Source organism: Halobacillus sp. ABD4_316 (assembly GCF_056161385.1).
In genome coordinates, this window is record NZ_JBSWZA010000002.1 from 149,586 (window position 1) to 175,011 (window position 25,426).

Annotated in this window: 25 protein-coding genes; 17 read left to right on the plus strand and 8 right to left on the minus strand. The window is 49.9% G+C overall.

Annotated features, from left to right (window positions below; translation table 11 throughout):
- Window positions 1–73: 73 nt before the first annotated feature.
- Complete coding sequence (locus tag ACXAJH_RS07915; RefSeq protein WP_474993569.1) at window positions 74–859, minus strand: SDR family NAD(P)-dependent oxidoreductase; 786 nt, start codon at window positions 857–859, stop codon at window positions 74–76.
- A gap of 301 nt (window positions 860–1,160) precedes the next feature.
- Between ACXAJH_RS07915 and ACXAJH_RS07920 the strand changes: the two genes are divergently transcribed.
- The 6 genes from ACXAJH_RS07920 to ACXAJH_RS07945 all read left to right on the plus strand — a co-directional run bounded on the left by ACXAJH_RS07920 (window position 1,161) and on the right by ACXAJH_RS07945 (window position 7,118).
- A complete protein-coding gene (locus ACXAJH_RS07920) occupies window positions 1,161–1,790 on the plus strand; it encodes a 2OG-Fe(II) oxygenase (RefSeq protein WP_474992343.1) in 630 nt (209 codons plus the stop codon).
- Between the two features lie 144 nt (window positions 1,791–1,934).
- Entirely contained in the window at window positions 1,935–3,044 is a 1,110-nt protein-coding gene (locus ACXAJH_RS07925) for a GGDEF domain-containing protein (RefSeq protein WP_474970705.1), read from the plus strand.
- An 87-nt stretch (window positions 3,045–3,131) separates the two neighbouring features.
- Window positions 3,132–4,070: an ABC transporter substrate-binding protein gene (locus ACXAJH_RS07930; RefSeq protein ID WP_474970051.1), complete on the plus strand. Its 939-nt coding sequence runs from the start codon at window positions 3,132–3,134 to the stop codon at window positions 4,068–4,070.
- Between the two features lie 34 nt (window positions 4,071–4,104).
- Window positions 4,105–5,094 carry a FecCD family ABC transporter permease gene (locus ACXAJH_RS07935; RefSeq protein WP_474970050.1) on the plus strand — a complete coding sequence of 330 codons (990 nt, stop codon included), beginning with the start codon at window positions 4,105–4,107 and terminating at the stop codon, window positions 5,092–5,094.
- Window positions 5,095–5,109: 15 nt separating this feature from the next.
- On the plus strand, window positions 5,110–6,111 hold the full coding sequence (locus ACXAJH_RS07940; RefSeq protein ID WP_474993571.1) for a FecCD family ABC transporter permease: 1,002 nt from the start codon (window positions 5,110–5,112) through the stop codon (window positions 6,109–6,111).
- Window positions 6,112–6,248: 137 nt separating this feature from the next.
- Window positions 6,249–7,118, plus strand: a complete 870-nt coding sequence (locus tag ACXAJH_RS07945; RefSeq protein ID WP_474970707.1) for an alpha/beta fold hydrolase — start codon at window positions 6,249–6,251, stop codon at window positions 7,116–7,118.
- Window positions 7,119–7,640: 522 nt separating this feature from the next.
- Here ACXAJH_RS07945 and ACXAJH_RS07950 read toward each other — a convergent pair.
- Both ACXAJH_RS07950 and ACXAJH_RS07955 read right to left on the minus strand, forming a co-directional pair.
- Complete coding sequence (locus ACXAJH_RS07950; RefSeq protein WP_474993573.1) at window positions 7,641–7,874, minus strand: hypothetical protein; 234 nt, start codon at window positions 7,872–7,874, stop codon at window positions 7,641–7,643.
- A gap of 114 nt (window positions 7,875–7,988) precedes the next feature.
- The gene (locus ACXAJH_RS07955) at window positions 7,989–8,189 is read right to left on the minus strand and encodes a hypothetical protein (RefSeq protein ID WP_474970046.1); all 201 of its coding nucleotides are present in this window, start codon (window positions 8,187–8,189) and stop codon (window positions 7,989–7,991) included.
- 111 nt (window positions 8,190–8,300) lie between these two features.
- Between ACXAJH_RS07955 and ACXAJH_RS07960 the strand changes: the two genes are divergently transcribed.
- The 3 genes from ACXAJH_RS07960 to ACXAJH_RS07970 all read left to right on the plus strand — a co-directional run bounded on the left by ACXAJH_RS07960 (window position 8,301) and on the right by ACXAJH_RS07970 (window position 9,617).
- Complete coding sequence (locus tag ACXAJH_RS07960) at window positions 8,301–8,486, plus strand: hypothetical protein (protein WP_474970045.1); 186 nt, start codon at window positions 8,301–8,303, stop codon at window positions 8,484–8,486.
- A gap of 88 nt (window positions 8,487–8,574) precedes the next feature.
- On the plus strand, window positions 8,575–8,940 hold the full coding sequence (locus ACXAJH_RS07965) for a CidA/LrgA family protein (RefSeq protein WP_474970044.1): 366 nt from the start codon (window positions 8,575–8,577) through the stop codon (window positions 8,938–8,940).
- A complete protein-coding gene (locus tag ACXAJH_RS07970) occupies window positions 8,937–9,617 on the plus strand; it encodes an LrgB family protein (protein WP_474993575.1) in 681 nt (226 codons plus the stop codon). The genes ACXAJH_RS07965 and ACXAJH_RS07970 overlap by 4 nt, the downstream gene beginning before the upstream one ends.
- 153 nt (window positions 9,618–9,770) lie before the next feature.
- Here ACXAJH_RS07970 and ACXAJH_RS07975 read toward each other — a convergent pair whose 3' ends face one another.
- Window positions 9,771–10,310 carry a hypothetical protein gene (locus tag ACXAJH_RS07975; RefSeq protein WP_474970042.1) on the minus strand — a complete coding sequence of 180 codons (540 nt, stop codon included), beginning with the start codon at window positions 10,308–10,310 and terminating at the stop codon, window positions 9,771–9,773.
- Between the two features lie 410 nt (window positions 10,311–10,720).
- Here ACXAJH_RS07975 and mqo point away from each other — a divergent pair, with 410 nt between their 5' ends.
- The 4 genes from mqo to ACXAJH_RS07995 all read left to right on the plus strand — a co-directional run bounded on the left by mqo (window position 10,721) and on the right by ACXAJH_RS07995 (window position 15,771).
- On the plus strand, window positions 10,721–12,241 hold the full coding sequence (mqo, locus tag ACXAJH_RS07980) for a malate dehydrogenase (quinone) (RefSeq protein WP_474994117.1): 1,521 nt from the start codon (window positions 10,721–10,723) through the stop codon (window positions 12,239–12,241).
- Window positions 12,242–12,859: 618 nt separating this feature from the next.
- Window positions 12,860–14,155: an acetamidase/formamidase family protein gene (locus ACXAJH_RS07985; RefSeq protein WP_474970710.1), complete on the plus strand. Its 1,296-nt coding sequence runs from the start codon at window positions 12,860–12,862 to the stop codon at window positions 14,153–14,155.
- 152 nt (window positions 14,156–14,307) lie between these two features.
- Complete coding sequence (gene fmdA, locus ACXAJH_RS07990; RefSeq protein ID WP_474993577.1) at window positions 14,308–15,486, plus strand: formamidase; 1,179 nt, start codon at window positions 14,308–14,310, stop codon at window positions 15,484–15,486.
- 12 nt (window positions 15,487–15,498) lie between these two features.
- The gene (locus tag ACXAJH_RS07995) at window positions 15,499–15,771 is read left to right on the plus strand and encodes an FmdB family zinc ribbon protein (RefSeq protein ID WP_474993578.1); all 273 of its coding nucleotides are present in this window, start codon (window positions 15,499–15,501) and stop codon (window positions 15,769–15,771) included.
- 40 nt (window positions 15,772–15,811) lie between these two features.
- On the opposite strand, the gene ACXAJH_RS08000 is transcribed toward ACXAJH_RS07995, so the two are convergent.
- Window positions 15,812–16,141 carry a hypothetical protein gene (locus ACXAJH_RS08000; RefSeq protein ID WP_474993579.1) on the minus strand — a complete coding sequence of 110 codons (330 nt, stop codon included), beginning with the start codon at window positions 16,139–16,141 and terminating at the stop codon, window positions 15,812–15,814.
- Window positions 16,142–16,281: 140 nt separating this feature from the next.
- Between ACXAJH_RS08000 and ACXAJH_RS08005 the strand changes: the two genes are divergently transcribed.
- On the plus strand, window positions 16,282–17,268 hold the full coding sequence (locus tag ACXAJH_RS08005; protein WP_474970037.1) for an aldo/keto reductase: 987 nt from the start codon (window positions 16,282–16,284) through the stop codon (window positions 17,266–17,268).
- A 277-nt stretch (window positions 17,269–17,545) separates the two neighbouring features.
- The gene (locus tag ACXAJH_RS08010; protein WP_474993581.1) at window positions 17,546–19,750 is read left to right on the plus strand and encodes a hypothetical protein; all 2,205 of its coding nucleotides are present in this window, start codon (window positions 17,546–17,548) and stop codon (window positions 19,748–19,750) included.
- 46 nt (window positions 19,751–19,796) lie between these two features.
- On the opposite strand, the gene ahpF is transcribed toward ACXAJH_RS08010, so the two are convergent.
- Both ahpF and ahpC read right to left on the minus strand, forming a co-directional pair.
- Window positions 19,797–21,332, minus strand: coding sequence for an alkyl hydroperoxide reductase subunit F (gene ahpF / locus ACXAJH_RS08015; protein ID WP_474970035.1), 1,536 nt, complete (start codon window positions 21,330–21,332; stop codon window positions 19,797–19,799).
- Between the two features lie 15 nt (window positions 21,333–21,347).
- On the minus strand, window positions 21,348–21,911 hold the full coding sequence (gene ahpC / locus ACXAJH_RS08020) for an alkyl hydroperoxide reductase subunit C (protein ID WP_027956005.1): 564 nt from the start codon (window positions 21,909–21,911) through the stop codon (window positions 21,348–21,350).
- A gap of 422 nt (window positions 21,912–22,333) precedes the next feature.
- Between ahpC and ACXAJH_RS08025 the strand changes: the two genes are divergently transcribed.
- The gene (locus ACXAJH_RS08025) at window positions 22,334–22,912 is read left to right on the plus strand and encodes a copper resistance CopC family protein (protein WP_474993583.1); all 579 of its coding nucleotides are present in this window, start codon (window positions 22,334–22,336) and stop codon (window positions 22,910–22,912) included.
- 10 nt (window positions 22,913–22,922) lie between these two features.
- On the plus strand, window positions 22,923–24,035 hold the full coding sequence (locus tag ACXAJH_RS08030; RefSeq protein WP_474990463.1) for a copper resistance D family protein: 1,113 nt from the start codon (window positions 22,923–22,925) through the stop codon (window positions 24,033–24,035).
- A gap of 44 nt (window positions 24,036–24,079) precedes the next feature.
- Here ACXAJH_RS08030 and ACXAJH_RS08035 read toward each other — a convergent pair whose 3' ends face one another.
- Window positions 24,080–25,426 (minus strand): GntP family permease, encoded by a 1,347-nt coding sequence (locus tag ACXAJH_RS08035; protein ID WP_474990461.1) that lies wholly within the window; start codon window positions 25,424–25,426, stop codon window positions 24,080–24,082.

Sequence of the window (25,426 nt, forward strand, 5' to 3'; positions counted from 1 at the left end):
CACGCTGAAGGTGAGGAGGGAGAAAAAAGGGATGACTCTCTGTTTAAACCGAAGGTCATCCCTTTTTACTCTATCACTGCTGAGGCTTGGCTTTTTCTGCATGCTTCGCTGCCAGAACATCTTCAGCCGTACGTTTATTTTCCTCGGCTTCTTTTTTCGTAGCTTCATCTCCGCCAACGACTTGATCCACTTTGTTTTTGAGAGCTTCATACCCTTGTCTTGCGACTAATTCTTTATCGTTTTTGTTGTTCACGTCCCCGAAGTAAGTATCATCCATACCGGCGTTGTGGTGGAAGCTTGTGTTTGTGGCACCAGGAAGCATGGCGGTCACATTGACGCCGGTTTCTTTCAACTCTTCTCTTAACGCTTCGGCAAACATGAATCCGAAGGCCTTGGATGGACCGTAGACCGTTTCGTAAGGCGTAGGCAGTGTCGCCGATACCGATGAAACAATCATGATGTCGCCTGCCTGATTCGGAACCATATGCTGAACGACGCGCTTAGCCATATGGACGGTTCCGGAAACATTGATGTCGATGAGCTTCAACTCTTCTTGGAGATCATTTTCCAAGAAGGAACCTCCCATACCGATACCGACATTGAGAACAGCCGCATCCAGCTTTCTTCCCTTGTTTTTCACAAACTGCCAGAAAGCCTCCACCCCATCATACGTTGATGCATCTGCCTGGAATGGATAAGCTTCCACTCCTAATTGTTCAATCTCTTCTGCAGATTGATAGATGGTTTCACTGGACCCGGACATAGCCACATCATAGCCATCATTCGCAAATAGCTTGGCCAATTCAAAGCCGAGTCCTGATGTAGATCCTGTAATCATTACAAATTTTTTATCTGTCATCGTAACCACTCCTCAAAATATATATAGGGAACCATACTTATTCGTTATCAAGCATCTGCGCATGAGAGATGAATTCCCACAGGCTGTACATATCAAACATGAGGGGAGCCCGGGAAGGAGTGTGGTTTCAATAAAGAAGGAAGGGTAATTGTGACCAATTTCAAAAATATTTTGAAAAATTAAGGAAATTTAAGTAAAAAGATGGTAAAATACTTCTCATATCCTGAAAATCCATTCAGGAGCGAACGCTTTTTTTGAAAGCGTTTCATCATTATGAGGAAAAGGTGAAGGACACGTGAATATGCAAGTGAAAGAAGTATCTATTTTCGACCATAAGGGAAACCGGATTGTCACCGACGACCGTGAAATTTCTGTGATTGCGAAGATGGAGGATCCGAAAATCGTCATTCTGGGAAATGTGGTCAGTGATGAAGAATGCGACAGTCTCATCCAGCTGTCCAAAGACCGGATGGACCGTTCCAAAATCGGCTCCAGCCGTGATGTGAGCGAGATCCGGACGAGCAGCAGCACATTTATTCCGGAAGACGATGTGAAGGCACGAGTCGAGAAGCGGATGGCGCAGATCATGAACGTACCCGTCGAACATGGAGAAGGACTTCACATGTTGAACTATAAGCCCGGCCAGGAATATAAGGCCCATTATGATTATTTCCGTGCCAATTCAAGAGCGGCGGCCAATCCGAGGATTTCTACGCTGGTGATTTACTTGAACGATGTCGAGGAAGGCGGAGAGACGTTTTTTCCGCATATGAATCTATCGGTATCCCCGCAAAAAGGGATGGCGGTCTACTTTGAATACTTCTACAATGATAGGGAGTTGAATGAACGGACGCTTCACGGCGGATCGCCTGTCATTGAAGGGGAAAAGTGGGCAGCAACGATGTGGGTGCGACGTAAACAGTACAGATAAAGCAGACACCTTCCTAATAGAGGAGGGTGTTTTTTCACCCTTTTTGTTCATTATAATGTTTTGACTAGCCTGAATTTTCGAAGTATGATATAGAAAAATAGGCGGAAAGCACCACGAAAGGCATCGAAAAAGAGGAGCAGGGTGATGGACTATTTTGTACAGTTCCAGTTGAACGTATTTGCGCTTCTTTGTCTGGCTGTCCTGTATGTCATTATGAGAACGAAATCCAAGGTGGAAAGCTTCGGAAAGCGTCTGCTCCGGATGATTATGGCAGCCACTGCAGCGGCTGTCATCCTTGAACCGCTCACGTGGATCTTCGACCGGAAGCTTTTTTTCGGAGCGTATCTGCTGGAGTATTGGACGAACTTCGGCTTGTTTCTCATCGGCCCTGTCCTCGGTGGTCTGATGCTTTCGTATGTCGATTATCATCTCTTCAAAGCCCCTTCGCGTGTGTATAAGAAGCTGTTTTATCAGCACATGACCATCTTCACGTTCATTGTTCTCCTGATCAATGTATTCTACCCTGTTTACTTTGACGTGGACCCTGTCGTCAACGGTTTCAGCAGCGGACCGCTCAAAGAATTTCACTACCTCATCCTTGCCGGTATTTACATTTCGATGTTCCGGTTACTGATTAAGAATAAACCAAGAGTCAGCCGCTCGACGTACTGGATTTTCACCGTTTTCTTTGCACTGCCGATTGGCGGCATGATTGTCCAGCTGTTCGATTCCAAGCTGTATTTTTCGTGGACGTCGATCGTGCTTGGAATTCTCGTCGCCTATACGTTTTTGGAATCGACGACGTCAGAGCAGGATTTCCTCACAAAACTGTATAACCGGCAGAGCTATGAAATCTACCTCAATCATATGATCGAAATCCGCCGGCCTTTCGGGATCATTCTCATCGATCTCGATCATTTCAAGGAAATCAATGACCATTTCGGCCACCAGCAGGGGGATCAGGTGCTTATTGAGTTTGCGGGGGTGCTGGAGAAAACGTTCAAAAACCATGGGCTGCCGGCCCGGCTGGGCGGGGATGAGTTCGTCATCGTCTTTCATGAAGGAGAACATCTGGTCAGGGAATCCATGGAAAAAGTATCTGCCCGTCTGCAGACGTACCAGGATCCATTCATCCGAAACCTTCAGTTCAGCTATGGATGGTCCTGTTACGAAGAGGGCATGTCGATGGAAGATCTGTATACATCAGCCGATCAGAAAATGTATAAGGATAAGCGGGAAGGGCGCCTTATGTGAGCCCTCCTGCTTTTTTTATATTGCATAATCCAGAACAGTTGGTGTAACATTGATAATCATTATCAGTTTACATAAGGAGGAAGTTATATGAAATCGTGGTTGAAGTGGATTGGGATCGTTCTCATCCTTGTCGTGGCAGCTGCCTGCTCGCAGCAGGAAGAAGAATCTGCTGCATCAGAAGAAACAGAAGGAATCGAGGTTCAGCATGAGCTTGGTACGACGACTGTACCGGAAAACGCTGAAGATGTCGTCACTCTGGAGCTTGGAGTGACAGAAACGGTGGCCGCACTGGGGATAAAACCTGTCGGGGTTGCGGATGATGACCGCCCGGAACGGATTGCCGCATCAACAATGGAAGTCATTGAAGGCTACAAATCTGTAGGCGCCCGTTCTGAGCCCAGCTTGGAACTGATCCGTACGCTTCAGCCGGATGTGATTATTGCGGATGTGGACCGCCATGAGGCCATTTACGAAGAGCTGAGCGCGATTGCACCAACCGTGGCCGTCGTGAACGATGCCGCGGATTATCAGGATGTGTTAACGGCTACAGAAACGATTGGAAAAGCGCTCGATCGTGAAGATGAAACAGAAGAGCTTCTCGATGAGCACCAGACGATGCTCAATGATCTGAAGGAAAACCTCGAGGGTGTGGAAGGAACGGTCCTGCAGGCGCAGTATACGGAAAGCAATATCTTCGGAGCTCCGACATCCTCCTTCTTTATGCCGAGCTTCATGGAGGAAGCCGGACTGGATTATGCGCTCCAGAACGAAGAGGAGACTTCCGAGGATCTGACTATTGAACAGCTTCTGAAAATAGATCCGGACACGCTTCTTTTGACGAAGAACGAAGATGATCCTTCCGTAAAGGAACAGTTGAAGGATGATAAGCTGTGGAACCAGCTGACAGCCGTGAAGGAAGACCGTGTCTTTGAGCTGGACCACAATGATTGGTCCCGCCGCCGCAGTATTCCGGCAGTCAACGAGCAGATGGACCAACTGAAGGAGATATTTGCGTCCCAGAAGTGACCGCACTGAAATTTTTTAAACCGTAGGTGAGTATATGCGTGCCCGGAAACTGATGCTTGTATATGGAACATCATTTTTACTATTGCTGGCGGGGGCCTGGTTTTCCTTGAAGATCGGCGCCTTCTCCTTTACAACCGAAGAGCTTGTTCGCTTCCTGCAGGAAGGCGGCTCAACGAATGAAGCGCTCGTCTTATACGATGTGCGTCTTCCGCGACTGATCACCGCTGTTCTTGTAGGAGCCAACATGGCCGTCGCCGGGGCGCTTGTCCAGAGTCTCACCCAGAACCCGCTGGCCTCTCCGAGTGTCCTCGGGATTAATGCCGGTGCATCGTTTTTCGTGGTCGCCGGCATCCTTTTCATGCCGTCTCTGACAGGACTATCTCTTGTCGGTGCCGGCTTTTTAGGTGGAGCGCTCGCTGCCGGTGTCATTTTCCTGATGAGTGCTGTTCTTCAGGGCGGGCGGATGCTTGTGAAAATCGCCCTCGTCGGTGTCGTCATCCAGTCGCTGTTCGCCTCCGGGACACAGTCGCTGATGCTGTTCAATGAAGAGTCGATCCACCAGATACTCGTCTGGCTCACAGGGACCGTCGCGGGTTCCACTTGGGAGGATGTGCGGATTCTTCTTCCATTGACGCTCCTTGGTCTGATTACGGCAGTCATCATGTCAAAAGCCTTGTCCGTGATGTCGCTGGGAGAGGATGTCGCCCGCGGTCTTGGGCAGCAGGTACGCCTTCAGAAAACTGCTGTGATTCTCCTCGTCGTCGTGCTGGCAGGAGCGTCGGTCGCTTTTACCGGACCGATCGGATTTGTCGGACTGATCGTTCCACACATCGTCCGTTACCTTGTCGGGCCCCGGCATGCGCTGGTCCTTCCGGCAAGTGCCCTGATCGGAGCAGCTCTTCTCGTCCTGGCCGATGTAGGGTCGCGGTTTATTTCCTTCCCGTCTGAAACACCGGTCGGAATCGTCACAGCCTTGATTGGTGCTCCTTATTTCATTTATCTCGCCCGAAAGACTCAACGTTAGAAAGGAAACCCTTGTATGCTGAGACGTCATCCATCTTTCATTCTTACCGTTACGGCTGCAGCTGTCTTGATCCTGGCCATCATCAACGTCGGCATCGGTGATGTTTTTATCCCCCCTTTGGAAATCGTGCAGATGCTGGTTGGACAGGGAGACGCAGACCTCCGATATATCGTGTTCAACTACCGGGCACCGCGGATCGTTCTTGCTGTGCTGGTGGGGGGATCATTGGCTGTAGCCGGTGTGATCATGCAGACGATATTGAATAACTCACTGGCGGCCCCCGATACGCTCGGAGTTTCCGGAGGAGCAGCGGTGGCAGCGCTTGTGACAGCGAGCCTTCTTCCGTCCATGTCAATCACGTCTGTGAGTTTAGCGGCCTTCATCGGGGGAGCAGCTGCCGCATTTATCGTCTATGCCCTGGCTTATAAAGACGGAGCCAATCCAGTCCGGCTCGCCCTTGTCGGCGTCTCGGTCAGCGCCCTCTGCGGCTCCGGCGTCGAGCTTAGTCTATTGAAGCTCGACGCCAACGCTCAGACGTCCCTGCTCTGGCTGAACGGAAGCCTGTTCGGTCGCACATGGGATCAAGTGCTGACGCTCGCACCCATCACATTCGGCATCGTTATAGTCCTGCTGTTGTTTACGAAAACGCTGGACTCCTTGAAGCTCGGCGGACAGATCGCGATGGGCCTTGGCGTCTCCGTGGAAAAAATGAAGATGCTCCTGCTCGGATTGAGCACCCTGCTGACGGGTGTGAGTGTGTCGGCTGTCGGGATGATCGGCTTCGTCGGTCTCATCAGCCCCCATATTACGAGGCAGCTTGTCGGCCTGCAGCACCGCTATGTTCTGCCCGGAGCGGCCCTCGTCGGAAGCTTTCTTCTCCTGTTGGCGGATACGATCGGCCGCAGTGTGCTGCAGCCGCTGGAAATCCCAGCCGGCATCGTCATCTCCCTGATTGGAGCCCCATACTTTTTGTTTCTGCTTTATCAGGAATCTAAACAAGGGAAAAGAGGAGCCTGAAGGACTGGTCATACACAGTCCTTTTTTCTTGGGTTTTAATTCCTATTTTTCCAAATCGCCTGCCTTCTCGTTTGTGAAATTCATCCAAGAGGCGTAATGTGTCTCGATGATAGAATGTTCAGAAAGGATGGATGACGATGTGGAAAAAAGATTACGTAACCATCAATGACGTGGACCTGCACTATGTTACAGCCGGAGAGGGGAAGCTGATGCTGTTCCTGCACGGTTTTCCTTACTTCTGGTACAACTGGCACCATCAGATCGAAGAATTCTCTAAGGATTATCAAGTGGTGGCTGTCGATATGCGGGGCTACAACCTGTCGGACAAACCGGAGGATGTGGCTTCCTATGACATGTCAATTCTCGTGGATGATGTAAAAAAGCTGATTGAAGCCTTTGGGGAAAAGGAATGCATCCTCGTTGGCCATGACTGGGGCGGAGCGGTCGCATGGACACTTGCCTACTCAAGTCCGGAATACATCAGCAGACTGATCATGTTTGATGCGCCGCATCCGTACACATTCCGCCGTGAGCTGGCTGAAAATCCGGCACAGCGGGAGGCGTCGAGCTATATGGGCTATTTCCAGCGCCCGGATTCCCACGAGCGTCTGTTAGCCAACGATGGAGAGAAGCTGCGCCAGATGCTGTTTGATCCACTCGTGGCAAAAGGGGCGATGACCGAGGCGGAGGTCGAGAAGTACATAGAGGCTTGGAAGCAGCCCGGTGCTATGAAGGCGATGCTGAACTATTACCGTGCGATTTCGTTCTATCCGTTTGAAGAGCATGTGAAACAGCCGGTACAGCTGCCTTATGAGCAGTTTGATCAGCCGGTGCTGCAGTTCTGGGGCGATGCGGACGCCGCCTTTGAAAACAGCAACCTCGATGGGATGGAAGAGTACCTGTCTGATCTGACCATCCACCGCTTCCCGGGTGTCGGACATGCGCCGCACCTTGAAAAACCGGACGAAGTGAACCGGTTGATGCGTGAATTTCTAGCGGAGAAATAATAGAAAGGCCGTTCCTGCATGGGACGGCCTTTTGGCTTCAGAGGTTTCTCTACAAGCTTTTTTCTTTCTTACCGCCAGGAGCGAAAGCCCCTTCCCTTTCCGCGTACGAGCGCCCGAGCTTCCTCGCAAAACCCACGCTCGGCGATCTCGGATCACTCGTTCTTCCGCAGGAGTGGAAGGGGGCACCGCTCTTTGGGAGTTCTTTAACATCGACAAAGTCTCCTTCACCCCGCTCACCCTTGCTGGATGGAGGACAATCTTTTTCATAGTACGGGAGGCAGCTGTCATCAGCGCCTGTTCTTTTGAATCTGCATAGGGCACAATCTCTTTCCTATACACTAACGTCGGCACGAGGAGCGTTCGGTGGTGATGCCCGCGGCAAGCATCCACCGATAAGCGGAACGTGACCCTTCATACGACAAATGGCCAACTCTAACTGATTAACACAGGCTTTTTCTACAGCCAAAGGAGCTGCCTACGATAGACAGCTCCTTACACTTATACACCAACTATGCTGTGTAACTATCGATTTTCTTTGATGATCTGGTAGATGCCTAATGCGATGAACACCATTGCGATTCCAATTTCTACTTTGAAAATTAAGGGGAATCCCGGGAAAACTTCTGCTTCCAGCGGGCCTGCAGATCCTGCTATGTCTAATCTTTGTAACATGATCCATTGGGTATACATCATGACCAGGGTGTAATGAGCAAAAGCACCTATCAAAAGAAATAAGCCATACTTCATATAAACCACGTTCAAACCACTCCTCTGCTCATTATTTATGGTTGATCCCGCACATTCAACCTTACGTTTCAATCGATTGAAATTTATTTCCTTCCATAACGGTCTTCATTCAATCAATGGATTTCAATTCCGCCCGTACTTCACCCATTTTATTGTCAACGAAGAAAATAGATAGGCGGCCATGACCAGTATAGGAACCACCAGAAGGGCAATCAGGTTCGTTTTCCAGGTTAATGGCACCATTCGTTCCCAGATCTCCCCTGTGATTTTCCATAAAACAGAAAAGTAGAAGAGAAAAATAATGATCGAAGCGATTGTTTTCATGGGAGCTTCCGCCTCCTTTATGTATCCGTGTTATCTCTAGTAGAGCATACGTGTGTCGTTTTTTCCAAATAAGGGAAACCGTTAGTAACACGTGTGAGGGAGGGATGGAGTTTGAATAAAACGCAGCAGATCATTTTAGGGCTGGCGATAGGAACAGCGCTGTTTATTGGGGTGCTCGCCGGGATGTCTTTCTCGGAAAACATTTTTGTCGTGATGGGTACCGGACTGGCAGCAGGATTCATCGTCCGGTTCGTTGTCCAGCGTGCGTTTACAGAGATGAATAAAAATAAATCCTGAATGCTTCCTTCCATGGCTGGCCGCCTGTTTTTCCTGAAATAGTGTTATCATAATGAAAGATTCTAACCATGGGAAAGAAGGATGTACGTTGAATAGAGTTGTCATTGTCGTCTTGCAGATTGCCGGTCTTTACGCGCTGTATCTTGCCGGGTCGTGGATCCAGCAGGCGCTTGGATTGTTCATTCCGGGCAGTGTGATCGGCATGCTGCTGTTGTTTGTACTTTTATCTTTGAAAATTATTCCGGAGCGGCTGCTCCAACAGGGCGTGGCGTTTATGATCCGTCACCTGCCGTTCTTTTTCATACCGGCAACCGTCGGAATCATCAGCTACGCCTACGTGTTTAAAGGGAAGGGCCTGCTGCTTGTTGCCATCGGTCTCTTCAGTACAGCGCTGGTCATGGCTGTCTCCGGACGGGTGACCCAGACGCTCGTCAAAAGGAGGGAGGAGGCATGAGTACCGCTCTTTTGATGATGGTGATGACAGTTGCCATTTACCTGGTAACCCTGTTCGTCTACCGCAGACACAGGCGGCTGTACACAACACCCGTCATCGTTTCTACTGCTTTGATTGTCATCATTCTATTAGTCTTTCACCTGCCATATGAAACGTATATGACCGGCGGAAAATGGATTGACCGGCTGCTCGGGCCCGCGGTCGTTGCGCTTGCGTACCCGCTTTATCAATTCCGGGACATTTTGAAAAAGATGTTCGTTCCGATTATGACAGGAACGGTAATTGGTGCGGTGGTTGGAATCGTTTCCGGACTGCTGCTCAGCAAATGGGCCGGATTCAGTGACTTGATCATCCATTCGATTGTGCCAAAATCGGTAACGACGCCTGTTGCGATGTCGATTTCAGAATCGACGGGCGGGGTCATGCCGCTCACAGCCGTATTCGTTATGATTGCCGGCATTGGCGGCCTTTTGATTCACCCGTTCGTGTTGAAAGTGAGCGGTCTGACCCACCGGATCGGCCGTGGTGTCGGTATGGGCAGCGCCTCCCACGCCATTGGAACATCCGCTTCGATGGAGCGCGATACGCTGGAAGGATCGATCAGCACCGTGGCGATGGTGCTGAGTGCTGTCATCGTCTCCATCATCGCTCCCGGTCTTACGCTGTTGTTCATGTGAAAAGGACCCTCCCTTATGAAGAGGGCGTTGATAAGAAAGAAGAGGCAGTCCAAGTTTACTTGGCATGCCTCTTTTGTCATATTCCGCGGGTATTTATAACGTTGATAGATTTTTTCATAGGAACATTGAAAAAGACTTAAAACCCAAGATTCATTATCTAATGACATCATCATTTTTATCGTAAAGCGTCACTTCTGCCGGAAAAGTATGGTCCACATCAGCAGGCAGCTTCTCATACTTCAAAAATCTTTCATCACTGGAGACATCCGATACGAATGTGTAGTTCTCATTCATTGATACAGCTTTTACGTGTTCTATTTTTAAATCAGGATTTTTCCCTGTCAGGATAGCATAACTGCCTTGATTTGTTTTTATTTCTTCGTAGGAAACGGAGTTGGAACCATATCCGGAATGGTCGATTTTATATTTCCCATTCCACCCCTTAATCAAGTGGGCATACCCAAGATCATGCTGCTGTGTTTCAAATAAAGCTGCGTAGGATGTTGTATCGTCCAATTGAACAATCGTGATCATCTCCGGCTCCACACTCCCTGATGTTCTATTCAGCCATTCCTTTATATTCTGTTGTACATCCATTTCACCAGCCTCGATGGTGTATTGGGTATTTATATACCCTGTACAACTGATAAAACTCACCGCAAGAAGAACTATGGCATATATTAATTTCTTCAAACCATCTCACCCATACCTATCAAATGTTTTTGTCAGCCTTTCTTGAGTGGGAAATTGTAGGTCGTCAGCATCTCCCATCTCTCTCTAAACCTTATATTCTGCAGGAATACGCTCCCATTTCTATACGAATCAATAAAGATATCGTTTCACACGGACTTCATTTATGGAAAAGGCATCCATTCGTTTTGGAATAAACCGGACAGGTTATAAGAAGAATAAGAAGGAAATGAAAAATTTTCCGGGTATGCTCGTCCGAATCGTCACGGATCGAGGTGTTTTTTCTTACATTATTCGTGTGGGGAATTTTTAGATTATCGTGACTTTTCCATCTATAAAGCGTTATCATAGAGATAACGAGTATATCTTAACAGAAAAGCGGCTGCATCCGGCGGTGGTTTTTCTGCAAAATCATAGTTATAAGGATGGTAGACATGAGCAACAGAGCAATCGAAACAGACGTGATCTTGATTGGCGCTGGAATCATGAGCGCGACACTTGGGTCGCTGCTCCACGAGCTTGCCCTGGACTGGAAGGTGACCGTGTTTGAAAAGCTCGGCCGCACAGGTGAGGAAAGCTCAAACGAATGGAATAACGCAGGCACTGGACACGCAGCCCTTTGTGAATTGAATTACACAAGCGAAAAGCCGGACGGCTCGATTGATATGACGAAAGCCGTGAAAATCAATGAACAGTTTCAAGTTTCCAAGCAGTTCTGGTCTTATCTCGTGAACAACCGCCGTATAGAAAAGCCGGAGGAATTCATCCGGCCGCTTCCACACATGAGTCTCGTATACGGAATCGAGAACATCAAGTTTTTGAAAAAACGCCATGAAACGATGGCGCAGAACCCACTTTTCAAAGATATGAAGTTTTCTGATGATCCGGAAACCTTGAAAAAATGGATGCCGTTGATTATGCAGGAGCGCACGTCGGAAGAGCCTGCAGCCGCAACGAAAGTCGATGCCGGTACGGATGTGAACTTCGGCGCCCTCACACGCAAAATGTTCGACCACCTGGAGCATGAGAACGTGACGATGAACTATAACCACAGCGTCGAAAACCTCGAGCAGACGAGCGGTGGTACGTGGAGTGTGAAAGTGAAAAATGCCAACGGGGAGACCACCCGCTACTTAACGAAGTTCGTCTTCATCGGAGGAGGCGGAGGAAGTCTCCATCTGCTTCAAAAATCGGGGATTCCTGAAGGAAAAGGCATCGGAGGTTTTCCTGTCAGTGGACAATTCCTCGTCTGCAACAAACCGGAGGTCGCAGAAAAGCACCACGCCAAAGTGTACGGCAAAGCACCGGTCGGCGCACCGCCGATGAGTGTGCCGCACCTCGACACCCGCTACATCGGTGATAAGAAGACCCTTCTTTTCGGACCGTTCGCCGGTTTTTCACCGAAATTCCTGAAAACGGGCTCCAATATGGACCTGCTGACATCGGTCAATGCCAATAACGTCATGACGATGCTGGCCGCCGGTATGAAGGAAATGGCCTTGACGAAGTATTTGATCCAGCAGGTGCTCCAGTCCAAGGAGCAGCGGATGGAAGCATTGAGGGAGTTCGTTCCCGATGCGAAAAGTGAAGATTGGGAGCTTGTTGTTGCCGGTCAGCGTGTGCAGGTGATCAAGGATACCGAGGATGGAGGAAAAGGGACGCTTCAGTTCGGTACTGAAGTCGTCAGTTCCTCCGATGGAACCGTCGCCTGCCTGCTTGGAGCATCCCCGGGAGCTTCCACGGCCGTCCATGTCATGATCGACGTGCTGCAGCGCTGCTTCCCGGACCAGTTCGCCCAGTGGGAGCCGAAGCTGAAGGAAATGATTCCGAGCTACGGCACATCCCTTCAGAACGACCCGTCTCTCGTTGAGAAGATCCATGCCGAGACAGGCGAAGCTCTCGGACTGACGGAAAAAAAGCTCGTAATGAATTGAGGAGAGGTGACCGCCTCAGCAGCTGAATGAGAAATCAAAGCCCTTCATCTTTGTCGGATGAAGGGCTTTTTTGTATGTGGCTCTGTTATTGCTTGGTGTTGTTATTTAACATGTGAGCTTATATCACTCCTTTCTGTCATGGGATATGTATGAGGCGACCTTGGGAATGACTCCCTTTCCGTGGGGTACCGTGAGCCTCCTCAGGCAGCGCCTTCCGGGGTCTCACGATGTACCTTCATCCCACAGGAGTCTCGCCATTCCCAAGGCCGCCTCTTCAAAGAAGGGTGGTTAGAAAGGACATAACCGAAGTCCGTTACACCACTACGAAAGGGATGGCAGGGAAAACAGGTAGACTCCTGTGGGAAAAAGGAACAAGGGGAGACCCCGGAGAACGAAGTTCGAGGAGGCTCATCGTTCCCCGCGGAAAGCGGACGGTTTTCCCTGCCATCCCATGCTCTGAGTAAACAACGGACCGGACCCCTGATTCCAGACGGAGACAATTTAGTAATCATTTAAAATATCAACAACAGACTTTAACAAAGCTTTGTATGTAGAAAAGTCACTTTTATTGTAAAAATATCAGAATACTTTTACAATTTTAGAAAAGGAGGAGATCATGTGGAAGCGAAACAGACCGTGTATGTGAATACCTTTACGGACGGAGTGCTGGATCCCGGTAAAGCTATGGAATATAAAGTGAAGGACGGCGGACATATTATCGCCAATACGACGCCCGGGTGCTGGGGGCCGATGATTACGCCGGCGTTGAAGGGCGGTCATGAAGTGACGAAGCCTGTGTATGTTGAAGGGGCCGAGGTGGGGGACGCTGTCGTCATTCATATCCAGTCCATAGAAGTGACGTCGATGGCCACAGCCTCCGGCAATGATCAGCCGGTGGAAGGCCGGTTCACAGGCGACCCCTTCGTCGATGGCCAATGCCCGAGCTGCGGGACGAAAAATCCGGATACGTATATCGAAGGAATCGGCCAGCAGGCGGTCCGCTGTCAAGTGTGTGGAGAAGACGTCACCCCCTTTGTATTTACGAATGCGTACACGATGGCTTTCGATGAACAGAAAGAACTTGGACTCACGCTCCACCAGGAAGCCGCTGAAAAAGTGGCCCGCGATGCCAAGGCTTACATGCGGACACCGGAGGAATCAATCCAAAACCCGGTTGTCACGTTCGCTCCCCATGATATCGTCGGAGCCGTGGCTCGTCTGCGTCCGTTTTTAGGACAGCTCGGAACTACACCCTCCCGTCCGATTCCAGATTCCCACAACGCTGGTGACTTCGGACAATTTTTGATTGATGCCCCGCACGATTTCGGCTTAACGGCTGAGGAGCTTGAAGAGAGAACGGACGGACATATGGACATCAATCGTGTCCGCGAAGGGGCTGTCCTCATCTGCCCTGTCAAAGTGGAAGGCGGAGGTGTGTATGTGGGCGATATGCATGCGATGCAGGGGAACGGCGAAATCGCCGGCCACACGACAGATGTTTCGGGTATTGTCAGCTTGAAGGTCGATGTGTTGAAAGGCGTAAATCTGGAGGGCCCGGTGCTGCTTCCGGTGGAGGAAGACCTGCCGTACCTCGCCAAGCCTTTCACAGAAAAAGAAAAACAGCAGGCCTTGAAACTTGCGGAGAAATGGCAGGTGGGACAGCTGGAGGATTCCTATCCCGTTTCCTTCATCGGAACAGGGGCGGGTTTGAATGAAGCGACAGCGAATGGCATGGAAAGGGCAGCCAGGGCTTTTGGAATCGATGTTCCTGAAGTGATGAACCGTTCCACCATTACCGGATCAATCGATATCGGCCGGCACCCTGGTGTGGTTACGGTGACGTTCCTTGCACCGGCCCACTACCTGAAAAAAATAAAACTGGAGACGATTGTAAGGGATTATTACAAGCTTTAAAGCAGATCGCCAGGTGATTGGTGACAAAATCTTCCGTTTAGCTTTCCAGAAGCGGGGGAAGAAGTGTAATAATTTGTGGTATGGGGGAGGTGTATGTCCTATTTCCGGAAGTCACTGGCGCTCGAACCGATCTATGAAGAGAGGATGAGTCGATGACGAAGCAGATTTTTCAAGTCGATTTGAACAAGCGTATGGATGAACAGGATGTTGTAGGACATAATCGCTGGCACCCGGATATTCCCGCTGTCTTTTCTGTCAATCCCGGAGAATCGTTCCGTATGGAATGCCTCGACTGGACGGACGGACAGATTAAGAACAATGATGACCCTTCAGATATCAGGGACGTCCATCTCGACCGGGTGCATGTACTTAGTGGACCGGTCCACGTCAATGGCGTGGAGCCGGGAGATTTATTAGTCGTCGATATTCTCGATATCGGCACGTTTTCCTCCCATGAGTGGGGCTTTAACGGGATTTTTTCCAAGGAAAACGGCGGCAGCTTTTTGACGGATCACTATCCGGAAGCCGCTAAGTCAATCTGGGATTTTGAAGGGATTTACGCCACCTCCCGCCACGTACCGAACGTCAAATTTGCCGGCATCATCCACCCGGGCCTCATCGGTGTAGCCCCGTCCCAGGAGATGCTGGATGAATGGAACAGAAGAGAAGAAGAGCTCGTCAGCCAGGATCCGGACCGCGTTCCTCCACTGGCCAACCTGCCGACTAAGGAGAACGCCGTTGCAGGCAGTCTGAATGGAGCCGACTTTGACCGAGTCGCCAGAGAAGGGGCACGGACAGTACCCCCGCGTGAAAACGGGGGAAACTGTGACATTAAGAATCTCTCTAAAGGTTCGAAAATCTATTTTCCTGTCTTTGTGGACGGGGCCAAGCTGTCTGTCGGTGATCTGCACTTCTCCCAGGGGGACGGCGAAATCACCTTCTGCGGCGGAATAGAGATGCCGGGATGGATCGATTTGAAGGTCGAAGTCATCAAGGACGGCATGAACAAATACCAGATTAAGAGAAATCCGGCGTTCCGCCCCGGTCCCGTGATGCCACACTATAACGAATTCCTCGTCTTTGAGGGCGTGTCCGTCAACGAGTTTTCCGGCAAGCAGACGTATTTGGATGCCAATACGGCGTACCGCAATGCCTGTCTGAATGCCATTGAATTTTTGAAGACATTCGGATTCACGGGTGAACAGGCGTACATGCTGCTTGGAACGGCACCTGTGCAGGGGCATCTGGCCGGCGTCGTCGATATCCCGAATTCGTGCTGTACACTGGCTCTGCCGAAGGAAATTTTCACGAAAGATATTCTGCCGAAGTAGAGGAGCGGATACGTGTTGGCCCATTTTTCTTTTTTATGTGAAGCGTGCGGAGAATTCACAATCTGGATGACCGGCATGAAAGAAAGCAGGAGTGAGGCTTCCTGTCCGGATTGTCAGGGCGTTTCAAAGCGGGTTTTCAAGCCGCCGATGACGTCCAGGATGGACAGCCGCGTCAAACAGCGGATCGAAAACGGCATGGAGCCCCGGACCGTCAGGCGTGAGGACCTTCCAGCTTCACGCCCGCGGCGCCAGACAACAGCCCGGCCGTGGCAGGCTGGTCATTAAGTCAAAAAAAGCAGCTGGACGCTTGATGTCCGCTGCTTTTTCAGGCTTTCCTTTTTCGGAATCCTTCCCATGGGGAGGGTTCTTTCCATGCCCTTGCTTTGGTCAGAAACGGAGTCAATAGAGAGAGGGAGATGAATCCCGCGGCGGCTCCCAACCCGTAAAACGATCCGGGCAGCCCGAATGTGACTTTCAAGATCACAAGGACGATGGGAAGAAAAATGAAGAACAGGAAAACAGAATCATCCAGTCTCACATATTGTTCGAAAGCACAGTGGGGACAGGCAGCCTTTTTCTCCTGCAGCAAGAGTGGCTGCTGGCTGAACGCTGCCCGAAAGCTCCATCGCTGCTTACACTGGATACACGTCGTCACGGTGTTCTCCTCCATTTCACTATTCTTTTTCTATCTATACCTTTTTCGCCTCAAGTGGAAACCTTTGCTCCTGAAGGTTCGTTTGAAATAAGATAGGAACGGATATAGAAATATAGTCTTCTAAAGGAGGAATCTTCATTATGAAAACGTTGGAAAACGCATTAAAACATAGAGTAGGTCTTGGAACCGCACCGCTTGGCAACATGTTCCGAGATGTCCCGGAGGAAGAAGCACGGGAAACGATTCAGACTGCCTGGGATCAGGGCGTCCGTTATTTTGATACGGCTCCTTTTTACGGCGCGGGTCTGGCGGAAAGCCGTCTTGGGGATGTCTTGTCCCAATATGACCGTGATGAGTACGTGATAAGTACGAAGGTCGGCCGCTACATGACGCAGGAGGAAGAAGACAAAGATGGGTTGTTTGCGCATGGACGCAATAACAAGGTCATCACGGACTATTCCGCAGAGGCAACGAGAAAATCAATTGAACAGAGCCTGGAACGTCTGAAGACGGACCGCCTCGATATCGTCTATGTGCACGACTTATCGCCGGACTTTCACGGCGACGAATGGATTTCCAAGTTTGAGGAAGCACGGACAGGAGCTTTCCGTGTGCTGTCCGAGATGCGTGAAAAAGGCATCATCAAAGGCTGGGGCCTTGGCGTGAATACGACCGAGCCAATCGAAATCGCGATGGAGCTGGAGGAAAACCGTCCGGACATCAACCTGTCAGCCATCCAGTATACCCTGCTTCAGCACGATCGTGCGCTTGAGCGTATGATGAAGACGGCGGAGGAAAAAGGCATTGATATCGTTGTCGGCGGCCCTTACAACTCCGGTGCTTTGTTCGGCGGTGACCACTTTAACTATGAAAAAGCGGGCGCAGACATCATCGGCCGTGTGAACCAGTTGAAGGAAATCGGTGATAAGCATGGTGTCCACTTGAAAGCGGCGGCCCTGCAGTTTTCTACTGCCCATCCGGCTGTGAAATCCGTCATTCCTGGATCCACACGTCCGGAACGCATTAAAGAGGATCTTGAAATGATCCAGCGCGACATTCCAGAAGCTTTCTGGCAGGAACTTGTGGAGCGCGGCTTCATTTCCCCGCAGGCACCACTACCTAAATAAACGAAAAGGGTTCATCTTATCTTTTCGGAACTAAAATAAGCGGTCGCTATTTTTATCGACAGCCTTGGGAAACCGCATCGGCGGTTTCCTTTTTTATTGCAGTGGGCGAATATTCGCCATGTTCTCGAGATGGGTGCAGATGTCTGGAAATAATGGAATCCAAAAGTTCCTCTCTACAAAGGGGAGCTTTTTTGTGGGACAAAAAGGCTAAAGCCTATTGAAAGTCTTCGGTTTATAGATGATAATGATTATCATAATCATTATGAGGAGGATAACAATGAAGCATTTGATGAAGCATATGCTGGTGACGATGGTCCTTTTTGGACTGGCTGATCTGGCTGTACATACGAAAACACAGGCGGAAGAACTTCCGGAACATTCGTACGTCGATTTTTCCAGTGACCGTTCTACATGGTTTTTCCGTACGGATGGGGGAGATAGGAGTACGGCCTTTTTTGATTTTTTCTCACCGTTTGATCCGACCGTAAAAGTGGAAGGCTATGATCCTTTAACTTCGTACGAATTGGAACATCGCTATTATTTCGGGGAAGATGACGCTCTCATGGTTCACATCGAGGATATGAAGAAAATGTACGACCCGTATTTCGATTACACGATGGAAGAGGATATGCTCCGCATCCGGCACACCGCTTTTGACAAGCTGTTAACCTCCGGCATTGGTGAACGATCTACGACGATACAGTATACGAAAAAGGTGTGGGACCTTTCGATTGATCTGTCTGAAGTAGAGGGCACTTATGATTACCGTGAGTTTCAGCCGGTGGAAGGTGGCAGGAACAAAGGCGCTGTTACGCCGGATGAGCTGAATGAGGAGGCTGGCTTTACTGGAAAATCCTTCACACTCTCGTCCGGTTCGATTGAACAGAAGGAAGGTGGTGTATATGTTCCTCTTGCATCTTTGATGGAATGGATGGGCAAAACCTCCTTTGAGGAACAAGGTTATCTGACTGTCCAGTCTGAGGGTCTGGCAGACGTGACCACTTCTGTAGACCGCCCGGATGTCGAGGTAAGTGATATTGTCGTTCCGAAGCCGTCCAATACATGGCAGGGCGGGGATGATGAGACCTACACATGGGCGGATTATATGAAAGATGTCGATGATGGCGAGCGTCAAACCGGCTGGCTGTGGCAGTCGTTTCATGTTGCTTCCGATGCTTCCTTCAAGGATGAAGATGGAGATCCTGTCCATGTGAAAGCTGACCGTATCGTGCCATTTTCCCTCTACGTGCCCTCTACGTATGATCCGGAAAAGACACGGCTGACGTATATGCTGCATGGTGGAACGGGGAATGAGCATACCCCGACCTACCGTCTGATGAAAGAGGGCATTCCTGTAGAGACCTATGCTGAAGAGTACAATTATATCCTTCTGTCTCCGAATGGATGGACGCAGAACCCGGTGTGGAGGGAGAAGCAGGCGCTTTATTCCGTAGAGCGGTCACTGGCGGAAACCCAGCAGCAGTTCCCTGTCCCGGATGATCATCTATTCATAACCGGGAACTCCCTGGGGGGACGCGGCACGCTGGAAATTGCGGCCCGCTTCCCTGATCGTTTCCAGGCGATGGCGGCGACAGCTCCGAAGATTACGGATCGTGCTCCCGAAGGAGGGACGATGGTGAACATTGAGGGAACAGACTATGACTTGAGTGGTGTGAAGGACCTGCCCGCGCTCATTGTCCAGGGGACCGCAGATACGACCACCTCTTTCAAGGTGCAGATTGGAAGTGGAGAATCGCCTGGATCCATCGTTTCCTCCGTCATGCCGAAGCTTGAGAATGCCCGTTACATGACAGTGGAAAACGGAGATCATTCCTATTCGTATGCCGCTGTTCTTGAACCGATTTTTGATTTCTTCGAAGACCAGCTGGCAGAGGAGAATGCAGAAACTGCTGACACGGCCGTCCTTTATAAAGAAAGTGCCCGTGCCGCAGCGAATGGAGAGCAGGTAAAGCTGGATCAGAATACTGAAGTCGTAAATGGAACGACGATGGTCGCACTATCCAGCGTCAAGGAACTTTATGAGAAGAGCGCGGATGTATATCCGATTCACTTGTATGATAGTGATTCGGAGCAGCCGGCAGATTACTGGACGCTTATCGTGAACAACCAAACGATGAATCTGACCCCGGGAGAAAAAACGTACCGCATGAATATGGAGCGTTATAAAGAAGACGCTAAAGTGACCAGAAGCGGTGCCCCTGGTGATGAAGATCAGCTGGAAGCTGCCCCGGTGCTCACAGAAGCCCCTTATGAGAAAAATGGCGAGCTCTATGTACCAGCGGAAGAAGTTCTGACGACTTTAGGAGTAGACACGGCCATTCGTGAGGAAAATGCATGGCAGAAATATCGTGCTTTCTGGTTGTCAGGTGCAGCAGTCATTGTTGCCCTCATCGGCGGCTGGGTTATCTTCAGGAAACGTTCTACATCTAAGTCAGAATCGAAACAACGAAAGCAGGCATAAAAAAATCCCGCATCCTTTATTGGATGCGGGATTTTCTATAGAAAGATCAGTTGCGGATCAGATAATCGAATGCGCCAAGCGCTGCGTTGGCACCGTCTCCCATGGAGATGATGATCTGGTTATGCGGACTGTCGGTAACGTCACCGGCAGCAAACAAACCAGGTATGCTTGTAGATCCGTGTTTATCTGTAATGATTTCACCAATCTTATTCGTTTCAACATCTGTGGTGAGCCATTCCGTGTTCGGCACGAGACCGATCTGGACGAAGACGCCCTCAAGGTCCACGTGCTGTTCTTCGCCGGAAGCACGGTCGATGTACGTGATGCCGTTCACATTCTCATCGCCGGTAATTTCTGTTGTCTGGGCGCCTGTCTTCACTTCGACGTTTGGCAGACTGTGGAGACGATCTTGAAGCACATCATCAGCTTTCAACGTGTCTGCAAATTCAAGGACGGTGACGTTCTGCACGATACCGGCAAGGTCGATCGCTGCTTCCACGCCGGAGTTTCCGCCGCCGATAACCGCTACGTCTTTGCCTTCGAATAGAGGACCGTCACAGTGCGGACAGAATGCGACACCTTTGTTTTTGTACTCGTCTTCTCCCGGAACGCCGGTTTCGCGCCAGCGGGCACCCGTGGAAAGAATGACGGTTTTACTTTTCAGTACGCCGCCGTTATCAAGTTCAAGTTCAAACATGCCTTCCTCATTTTTGCGCAGATCCTTGGCACGCTGCAGGTTCATGATATCAATATCATAGTCTTTGACGTGTTCTTCAAGGCTTGCAGCAAACTTTGGTCCCTCCGTGCTTTTCACACTGATGAAGTTTTCAATCGTCATCGTATCCAGCACCTGTCCGCCGAAGCGTTCCGCTACGATACCGGTACGGATTCCCTTACGAGCGGAGTAGATTGCAGAACTCGCACCAGCTGGTCCACCACCGACGACAAGAACGTCATAAGGTTCACGCTCCGTAAATTCTTCAGCAGATGGGCCTTCACTGATTTTAGCAACGATCTCTTCAAGGCTGATGCGGCCGCCATTGAAGAATTCACCGTTAAGGAAAGCGGATGGAACCGCCATGATGTTGCGGCTTTCTGCTTCTTCTTTAAAGGCAGCACCGTCCACCATCGTATGGGTGATGCCCGGGTTCAGCACGCTCATGATGTTCAAGGCCTGTACGACGTCCGGACAGTTGTGGCAGCTCAGGCTGACAAATGTCTCGAAATGAAACTCGCCCTTGATGTTCTGGATTTTCTCAATCATCGTGTCATCCACTTTCGGAGCACGGCCGCTCACTTGAAGGAGGGCGAGGACGAGAGAGGTGAATTCATGACCGAGAGGAATGCCGGCAAACGTGATGCCCGTTTCTTCCTGAGGGCGGTTTACGCTGAAGCTTGGTGTGCGATTAAGTGTTGTGTTCTGGACAGTAATTTTCGGTGACATGGATGCAAGTTCATCGGTGAGAGCCAGCATGTCACGGGAGACTTTGTCGTCCCCCGCGCTGACTTTCAGCTCGATGTCACCTTCTAAAAGCTGCAGGTACTGCTCCAGTTGTGCTTTTATTTGTGCATCGAGAACCATGGATTAAGACACTCCTTAGATTTTACCAACTAGATCAAGGCTTGGTGTAAGTGTTTCTTCGCCTTCTTCCCATTTGGCAGGGCAAACCTCGCCTGGGTTGTTGCGAACGTATTGAGCGGCTTTGATTTTGCCGATAAGGTTATCTGCATCGCGGCCGATTCCGCCTGCGTTAACTTCTACCGTCTGGATAACGCCGTCTGGATCGATGATGAATGTTCCGCGGTCAGCAAGGCCGTCTTCTTCGTTAAGAACGTCGAACTGACGGGATAGCTGCTGGGAAGGATCCCCGATCATAGCGTATTCGATTTTACCGATTTTTTCAGAGCTGTCGTGCCAGCCTTTGTGTACGAAGTGTGTATCTGTAGAAACAGAGTATACTTCTGCACCTAGTTCTTTAAGAGCTGCATAGTTGTTCTGCAGGTCTTCAAGCTCTGTCGGGCATACGAAAGAGAAGTCTGCCGGGTAGAAACAAACAACGCTCCACTGACCTTTGAAGTTTTCGTTGGAAACGTCGATGAATTCACCTTGTTTGAATGCTTTCGCCTGGAATGATTGTACTTCTTTTCCGATTAGGGACATAGTAAAATTCCTCCTGATATAGGTAGAGATTTAACTGCAGAAAAATGGGCGCAGTTATTTATAATAATTATTATCCAGTAACTATTATTATATACATTGTTTTATTTGTCAACATTTATAAGGTTTTGTCGGAATTTCTTCTGAAGAGCTGTGTAGAGCGGTTCAGAAGAGTAGGGGATAGGTAGGGGATGGATCCCATAGAACGGGGAACATGGAGATTTTGTGACAAACGATGAGAAACTTTGACTTTGAATGATTCTATCACATAAACTTAGCTTGGTTACGGAAGTCTGTCATCACGGGATGGATGATCCGTAAAGGGATGATACCCGTTATCTCTATAGTAAAATACTCCGGCTGCAATAGCCAATCATAAGGCTTTCATTTACTTAGTCTTAATATGGAGAAAGGATGGAAAAATTATGCACAAAATTTCTACTGCGTTACTGGCACTGGTCGTCGCTCTTGGGTTGTTCACCCCGGCAGTCCATGCTCATACATCATTGGAAAACTCGACGCCCGCTGAAGGGGAGACGGTGGAAGAACCGCTGGATACGATCGAACTGAACTTCAATACAGTCATTGAAGAAGGAAGCACGCTTGAATTATCGAAAGTGGAAGGAGAGGCTCCTGCACCCTCCGAGGTGACGATCTCTGATCAGACGATGACCGCCGTGTTTGACGATGCCCTTGAAAACGGTGAGTATACCGTCAACTGGGAAATCATCGGTGCGGATGGTCATGTGATTGAGAAACAGTTCAGCTTTTCTGTAGATGGACCAGCTCCTGAAGAAAACACAGAAACGACTGAAGAAGTGGTTCCTGAAGAGGAGGACGGTACAGAAACGGACACCGATGCGGAACAAACGGAAACAGATGTGGACAGCGAACAGGAGACAGAAGAGGAAAACAGCCTCCCTGTGTTCATGATTGTTGTTGCGCTCCTGCTTCTTGTCATTGTCATCGTACTTGCCGTGAAGCTGTTCAGCAGCAAGAAGTGAGTCGGTACCAATGGGGATTCTGATTGGACTGACTGAACTGCTTTTGTACCTTTCGTTTTCCTTATTAATGGGATCTCTGATCCTGCTGCTTGTGCCGGACCATCTGAAACCTCCGGTACGCATAGATCAAAGGCTGATTCAGGCATGTGCCCTGCTGGTGACGTTCGGATCTTTCCTGCCGGTGCTGCCCATCGTCGATCTGCTTGCATCATCAAAAGGGTGGGGGAGCGCCTTCATTCAGGTGATTTTTGAGTTTGCCGTCGGACGTGCCTTTTTACTGACCGCCCTTTTCTCTATGCTCCTTCTTCTAATCTGGACGTCAGAAGGTGTGAAGGAAAAAGCGGGTCTGCTCTATCTATCTTTAGGGCTTGTCGCTGCGATGACGGCTTCTTACTCGATGGCTGCTCATGCGGCATCCATCGGAGGAGCGTCCGGGCATGTGTTTCATACCCTGCATTTTCTCGGGGCATCCGTATGGATCGGCCTGCTCCTGATGGTCAGCTGGTTTGCGGTGTCTAAGAAGAACTGGGGTTCCTTTCTACGGTGGTACACACCGACGGCTGTCTTCAGTCTGGTTGTCGTGTTTGCCGCCGGGTATTTCACGATGTCCGTGGATTTGTACAGCTACGGTGCTCCAGATATGAATGCGTTGGAAGGCTATTCTCAAGCCCTGCCATCGAACTACGGTCAGGCCCTTCTCGTCAAGCACCTGTTTGTCATCGGCATCCTTTTGTTCGCCTTGATGAACGGGGTGTTGTTCCGTAAAAAAGCCGGTGATCAGCGTTTCAATCCGCTTCCGTGGACGAAGGCGGAAAGCGGGTTTGCTCTCGGCGCTTTTGCTTTAACCGCTGCCATGGGGCGGGCAGGTACGCCAAATCAGGAAGGAACGATAGGAGACGAAGCTTCCTTTTTGTACCGGGCGTTTACAGGGGAAAGTGGCTCGGAACTCATTGAAGTGACGATGTCGTTCGGACCGGTCAGCTGGATGCTCGGTCTGATCGGCTCTTTGTTCCTGCTGCTCACTATCGCTTCCGCAGTGAAGAGGCCTTCACTTGGGATAGTGACGGCTGCAGGGAGTTTAATGATTGTATCGTTTTATTTGGCTGTCATGACGGCTGTATAAAAGGAAAACCCGTACGAGGAGGATCCTCGTACGGGTTTTTTTCGTTAAACAAAAAGGCTGAACAGAAGGACGAATCCAAGACCGGCAACGGAAATGATCGTTTCCAGAAGCGTCCATGTAGCGAACGTTTCCTTCATCGTTAAGCCGAAGTATTCCTTGAACATCCAGAAACCAGCGTCGTTGACGTGGGAAGCGATCAAGCTTCCGGCTCCTGTGGAAAGCACCATCAGTGCCAGGTTCACATCCGTCTGGCCAAGAAGCGGTGTGACAAGGCCGACCGTCGTCAAGGCAGCTACGGTAGCGGAACCGAGAGAGATTCTTAGAATCGCAGCAATGATCCAGGCAAGCAGCAATGGAGACATGGAAGAGCCCTCGAACATCTGCGCCACATAATCACCGACACCGCCGTCAATCAAGACCTGCTTGAAGGCACCGCCGCCCCCGATAATCAACAGCATCATACCGATTTGGGCGATAGCTGTGGAGCAGGAGTCCATCACGTCTTTCATCGGAATGTTACGAGCAATCCCCATCGTGTAAACTGCCACAAGCAGGGAGATGATCATCGCTGTGGATGCGTTTCCAATTAAGTTTATAACGGAGAGAAAACCGCCGGATTCTACACCCATGGTTTCCTGAATCAACGTAATAATTGTAGAAATAGCAATGAGAATAACGGGCAGCATAGCTGTGAAGACACTGATACCGAAGCCTGGTGTCTCTTCAAGCTTAAAGGATTTCTGTTCGCCTAAAGAAGCGATGTTCCCCTGCTTTTTAAAAGAGTCCGGCACGAGTTTCTTCGCCATTTTTGTGAAAATCGGACCAGCAAGAATGACCGTCGGAACAGCAATGATGATTCCGTACAGCAGTACTTCACCAAGGTCTGCCCCATACTCACCAGCGATCACTGTCGGGCCCGGGTGAGGCGGCAGGAAGCCGTGAGTGACGGACAGGGCGGCTGCCATCGGGATTCCCAGATACAAAATCGATACGCGCAGTTCTCTTGAAATCGCAAAAACGATCGGGATTAACAGCACGAGGCCGACTTCAAAGAACAACGCGATCCCGATAATGAAGGACGCGGCGACAACGGCCCATTGGATGTTCTTTTCTCCGAACTTATTGACGAAGGTCATGGCAATGCGCTGGGCACCACCGGCGTCTGTAATCAGTTTACCGAGCATAGCTCCAAGACCGAAAATCAAGGCGAGGTGCCCGAGTGTTCCGCCGAGACCGGCCTCGATGGTTGGTACAATATCCGTAAGCGGCATGCCGAGCAGGACGGCAACACCGAAGGAGACGATAATCAGGGAAACAAACGTGTTCAGTTTGAGTCCCATAATCAAGATAAGTAACGCGACAATTCCTATAGCGACCATTAATAATGGCAT

Excerpts from the sequence above, each read along its gene's own strand:
- ACXAJH_RS07915 (WP_474993569.1), bottom strand. The coding sequence starts at position 859 with ATGACAGATAAAAAATTTGTAATGATTACAGGATCTACATCAGGACTC.
- ACXAJH_RS07955 (WP_474970046.1), bottom strand. The coding sequence starts at position 8,189 with ATGAAAACAATCGCTTCGATCATTATTTTTCTCTTCTACTTTTCTGTT.
- ACXAJH_RS07920 (WP_474992343.1), top strand. The coding sequence starts at position 1,161 with ATGCAAGTGAAAGAAGTATCTATTTTCGACCATAAGGGAAACCGGATT.
- ACXAJH_RS07935 (WP_474970050.1), top strand. The coding sequence starts at position 4,105 with ATGCGTGCCCGGAAACTGATGCTTGTATATGGAACATCATTTTTACTA.
- ahpC (WP_027956005.1), bottom strand. The coding sequence starts at position 21,911 with ATGTCCCTAATCGGAAAAGAAGTACAATCATTCCAGGCGAAAGCATTC.
- ACXAJH_RS08035 (WP_474990461.1), bottom strand. The coding sequence starts at position 25,426 with ATGCCATTATTAATGGTCGCTATAGGAATTGTCGCGTTACTTATCTTG.
- ACXAJH_RS07940 (WP_474993571.1), top strand. The coding sequence starts at position 5,110 with ATGCTGAGACGTCATCCATCTTTCATTCTTACCGTTACGGCTGCAGCT.
- ahpF (WP_474970035.1), bottom strand. The coding sequence starts at position 21,332 with ATGGTTCTCGATGCACAAATAAAAGCACAACTGGAGCAGTACCTGCAG.
- ACXAJH_RS07970 (WP_474993575.1), top strand. The coding sequence starts at position 8,937 with ATGAGTACCGCTCTTTTGATGATGGTGATGACAGTTGCCATTTACCTG.
- ACXAJH_RS08010 (WP_474993581.1), top strand. The coding sequence starts at position 17,546 with ATGAAGCATTTGATGAAGCATATGCTGGTGACGATGGTCCTTTTTGGA.
- ACXAJH_RS07925 (WP_474970705.1), top strand. The coding sequence starts at position 1,935 with ATGGACTATTTTGTACAGTTCCAGTTGAACGTATTTGCGCTTCTTTGT.
- ACXAJH_RS08030 (WP_474990463.1), top strand. The coding sequence starts at position 22,923 with ATGGGGATTCTGATTGGACTGACTGAACTGCTTTTGTACCTTTCGTTT.
- ACXAJH_RS08005 (WP_474970037.1), top strand. The coding sequence starts at position 16,282 with ATGAAAACGTTGGAAAACGCATTAAAACATAGAGTAGGTCTTGGAACC.
- ACXAJH_RS08025 (WP_474993583.1), top strand. The coding sequence starts at position 22,334 with ATGCACAAAATTTCTACTGCGTTACTGGCACTGGTCGTCGCTCTTGGG.
- ACXAJH_RS07945 (WP_474970707.1), top strand. The coding sequence starts at position 6,249 with ATGTGGAAAAAAGATTACGTAACCATCAATGACGTGGACCTGCACTAT.
- fmdA (WP_474993577.1), top strand. The coding sequence starts at position 14,308 with ATGACGAAGCAGATTTTTCAAGTCGATTTGAACAAGCGTATGGATGAA.
- ACXAJH_RS07930 (WP_474970051.1), top strand. The coding sequence starts at position 3,132 with ATGAAATCGTGGTTGAAGTGGATTGGGATCGTTCTCATCCTTGTCGTG.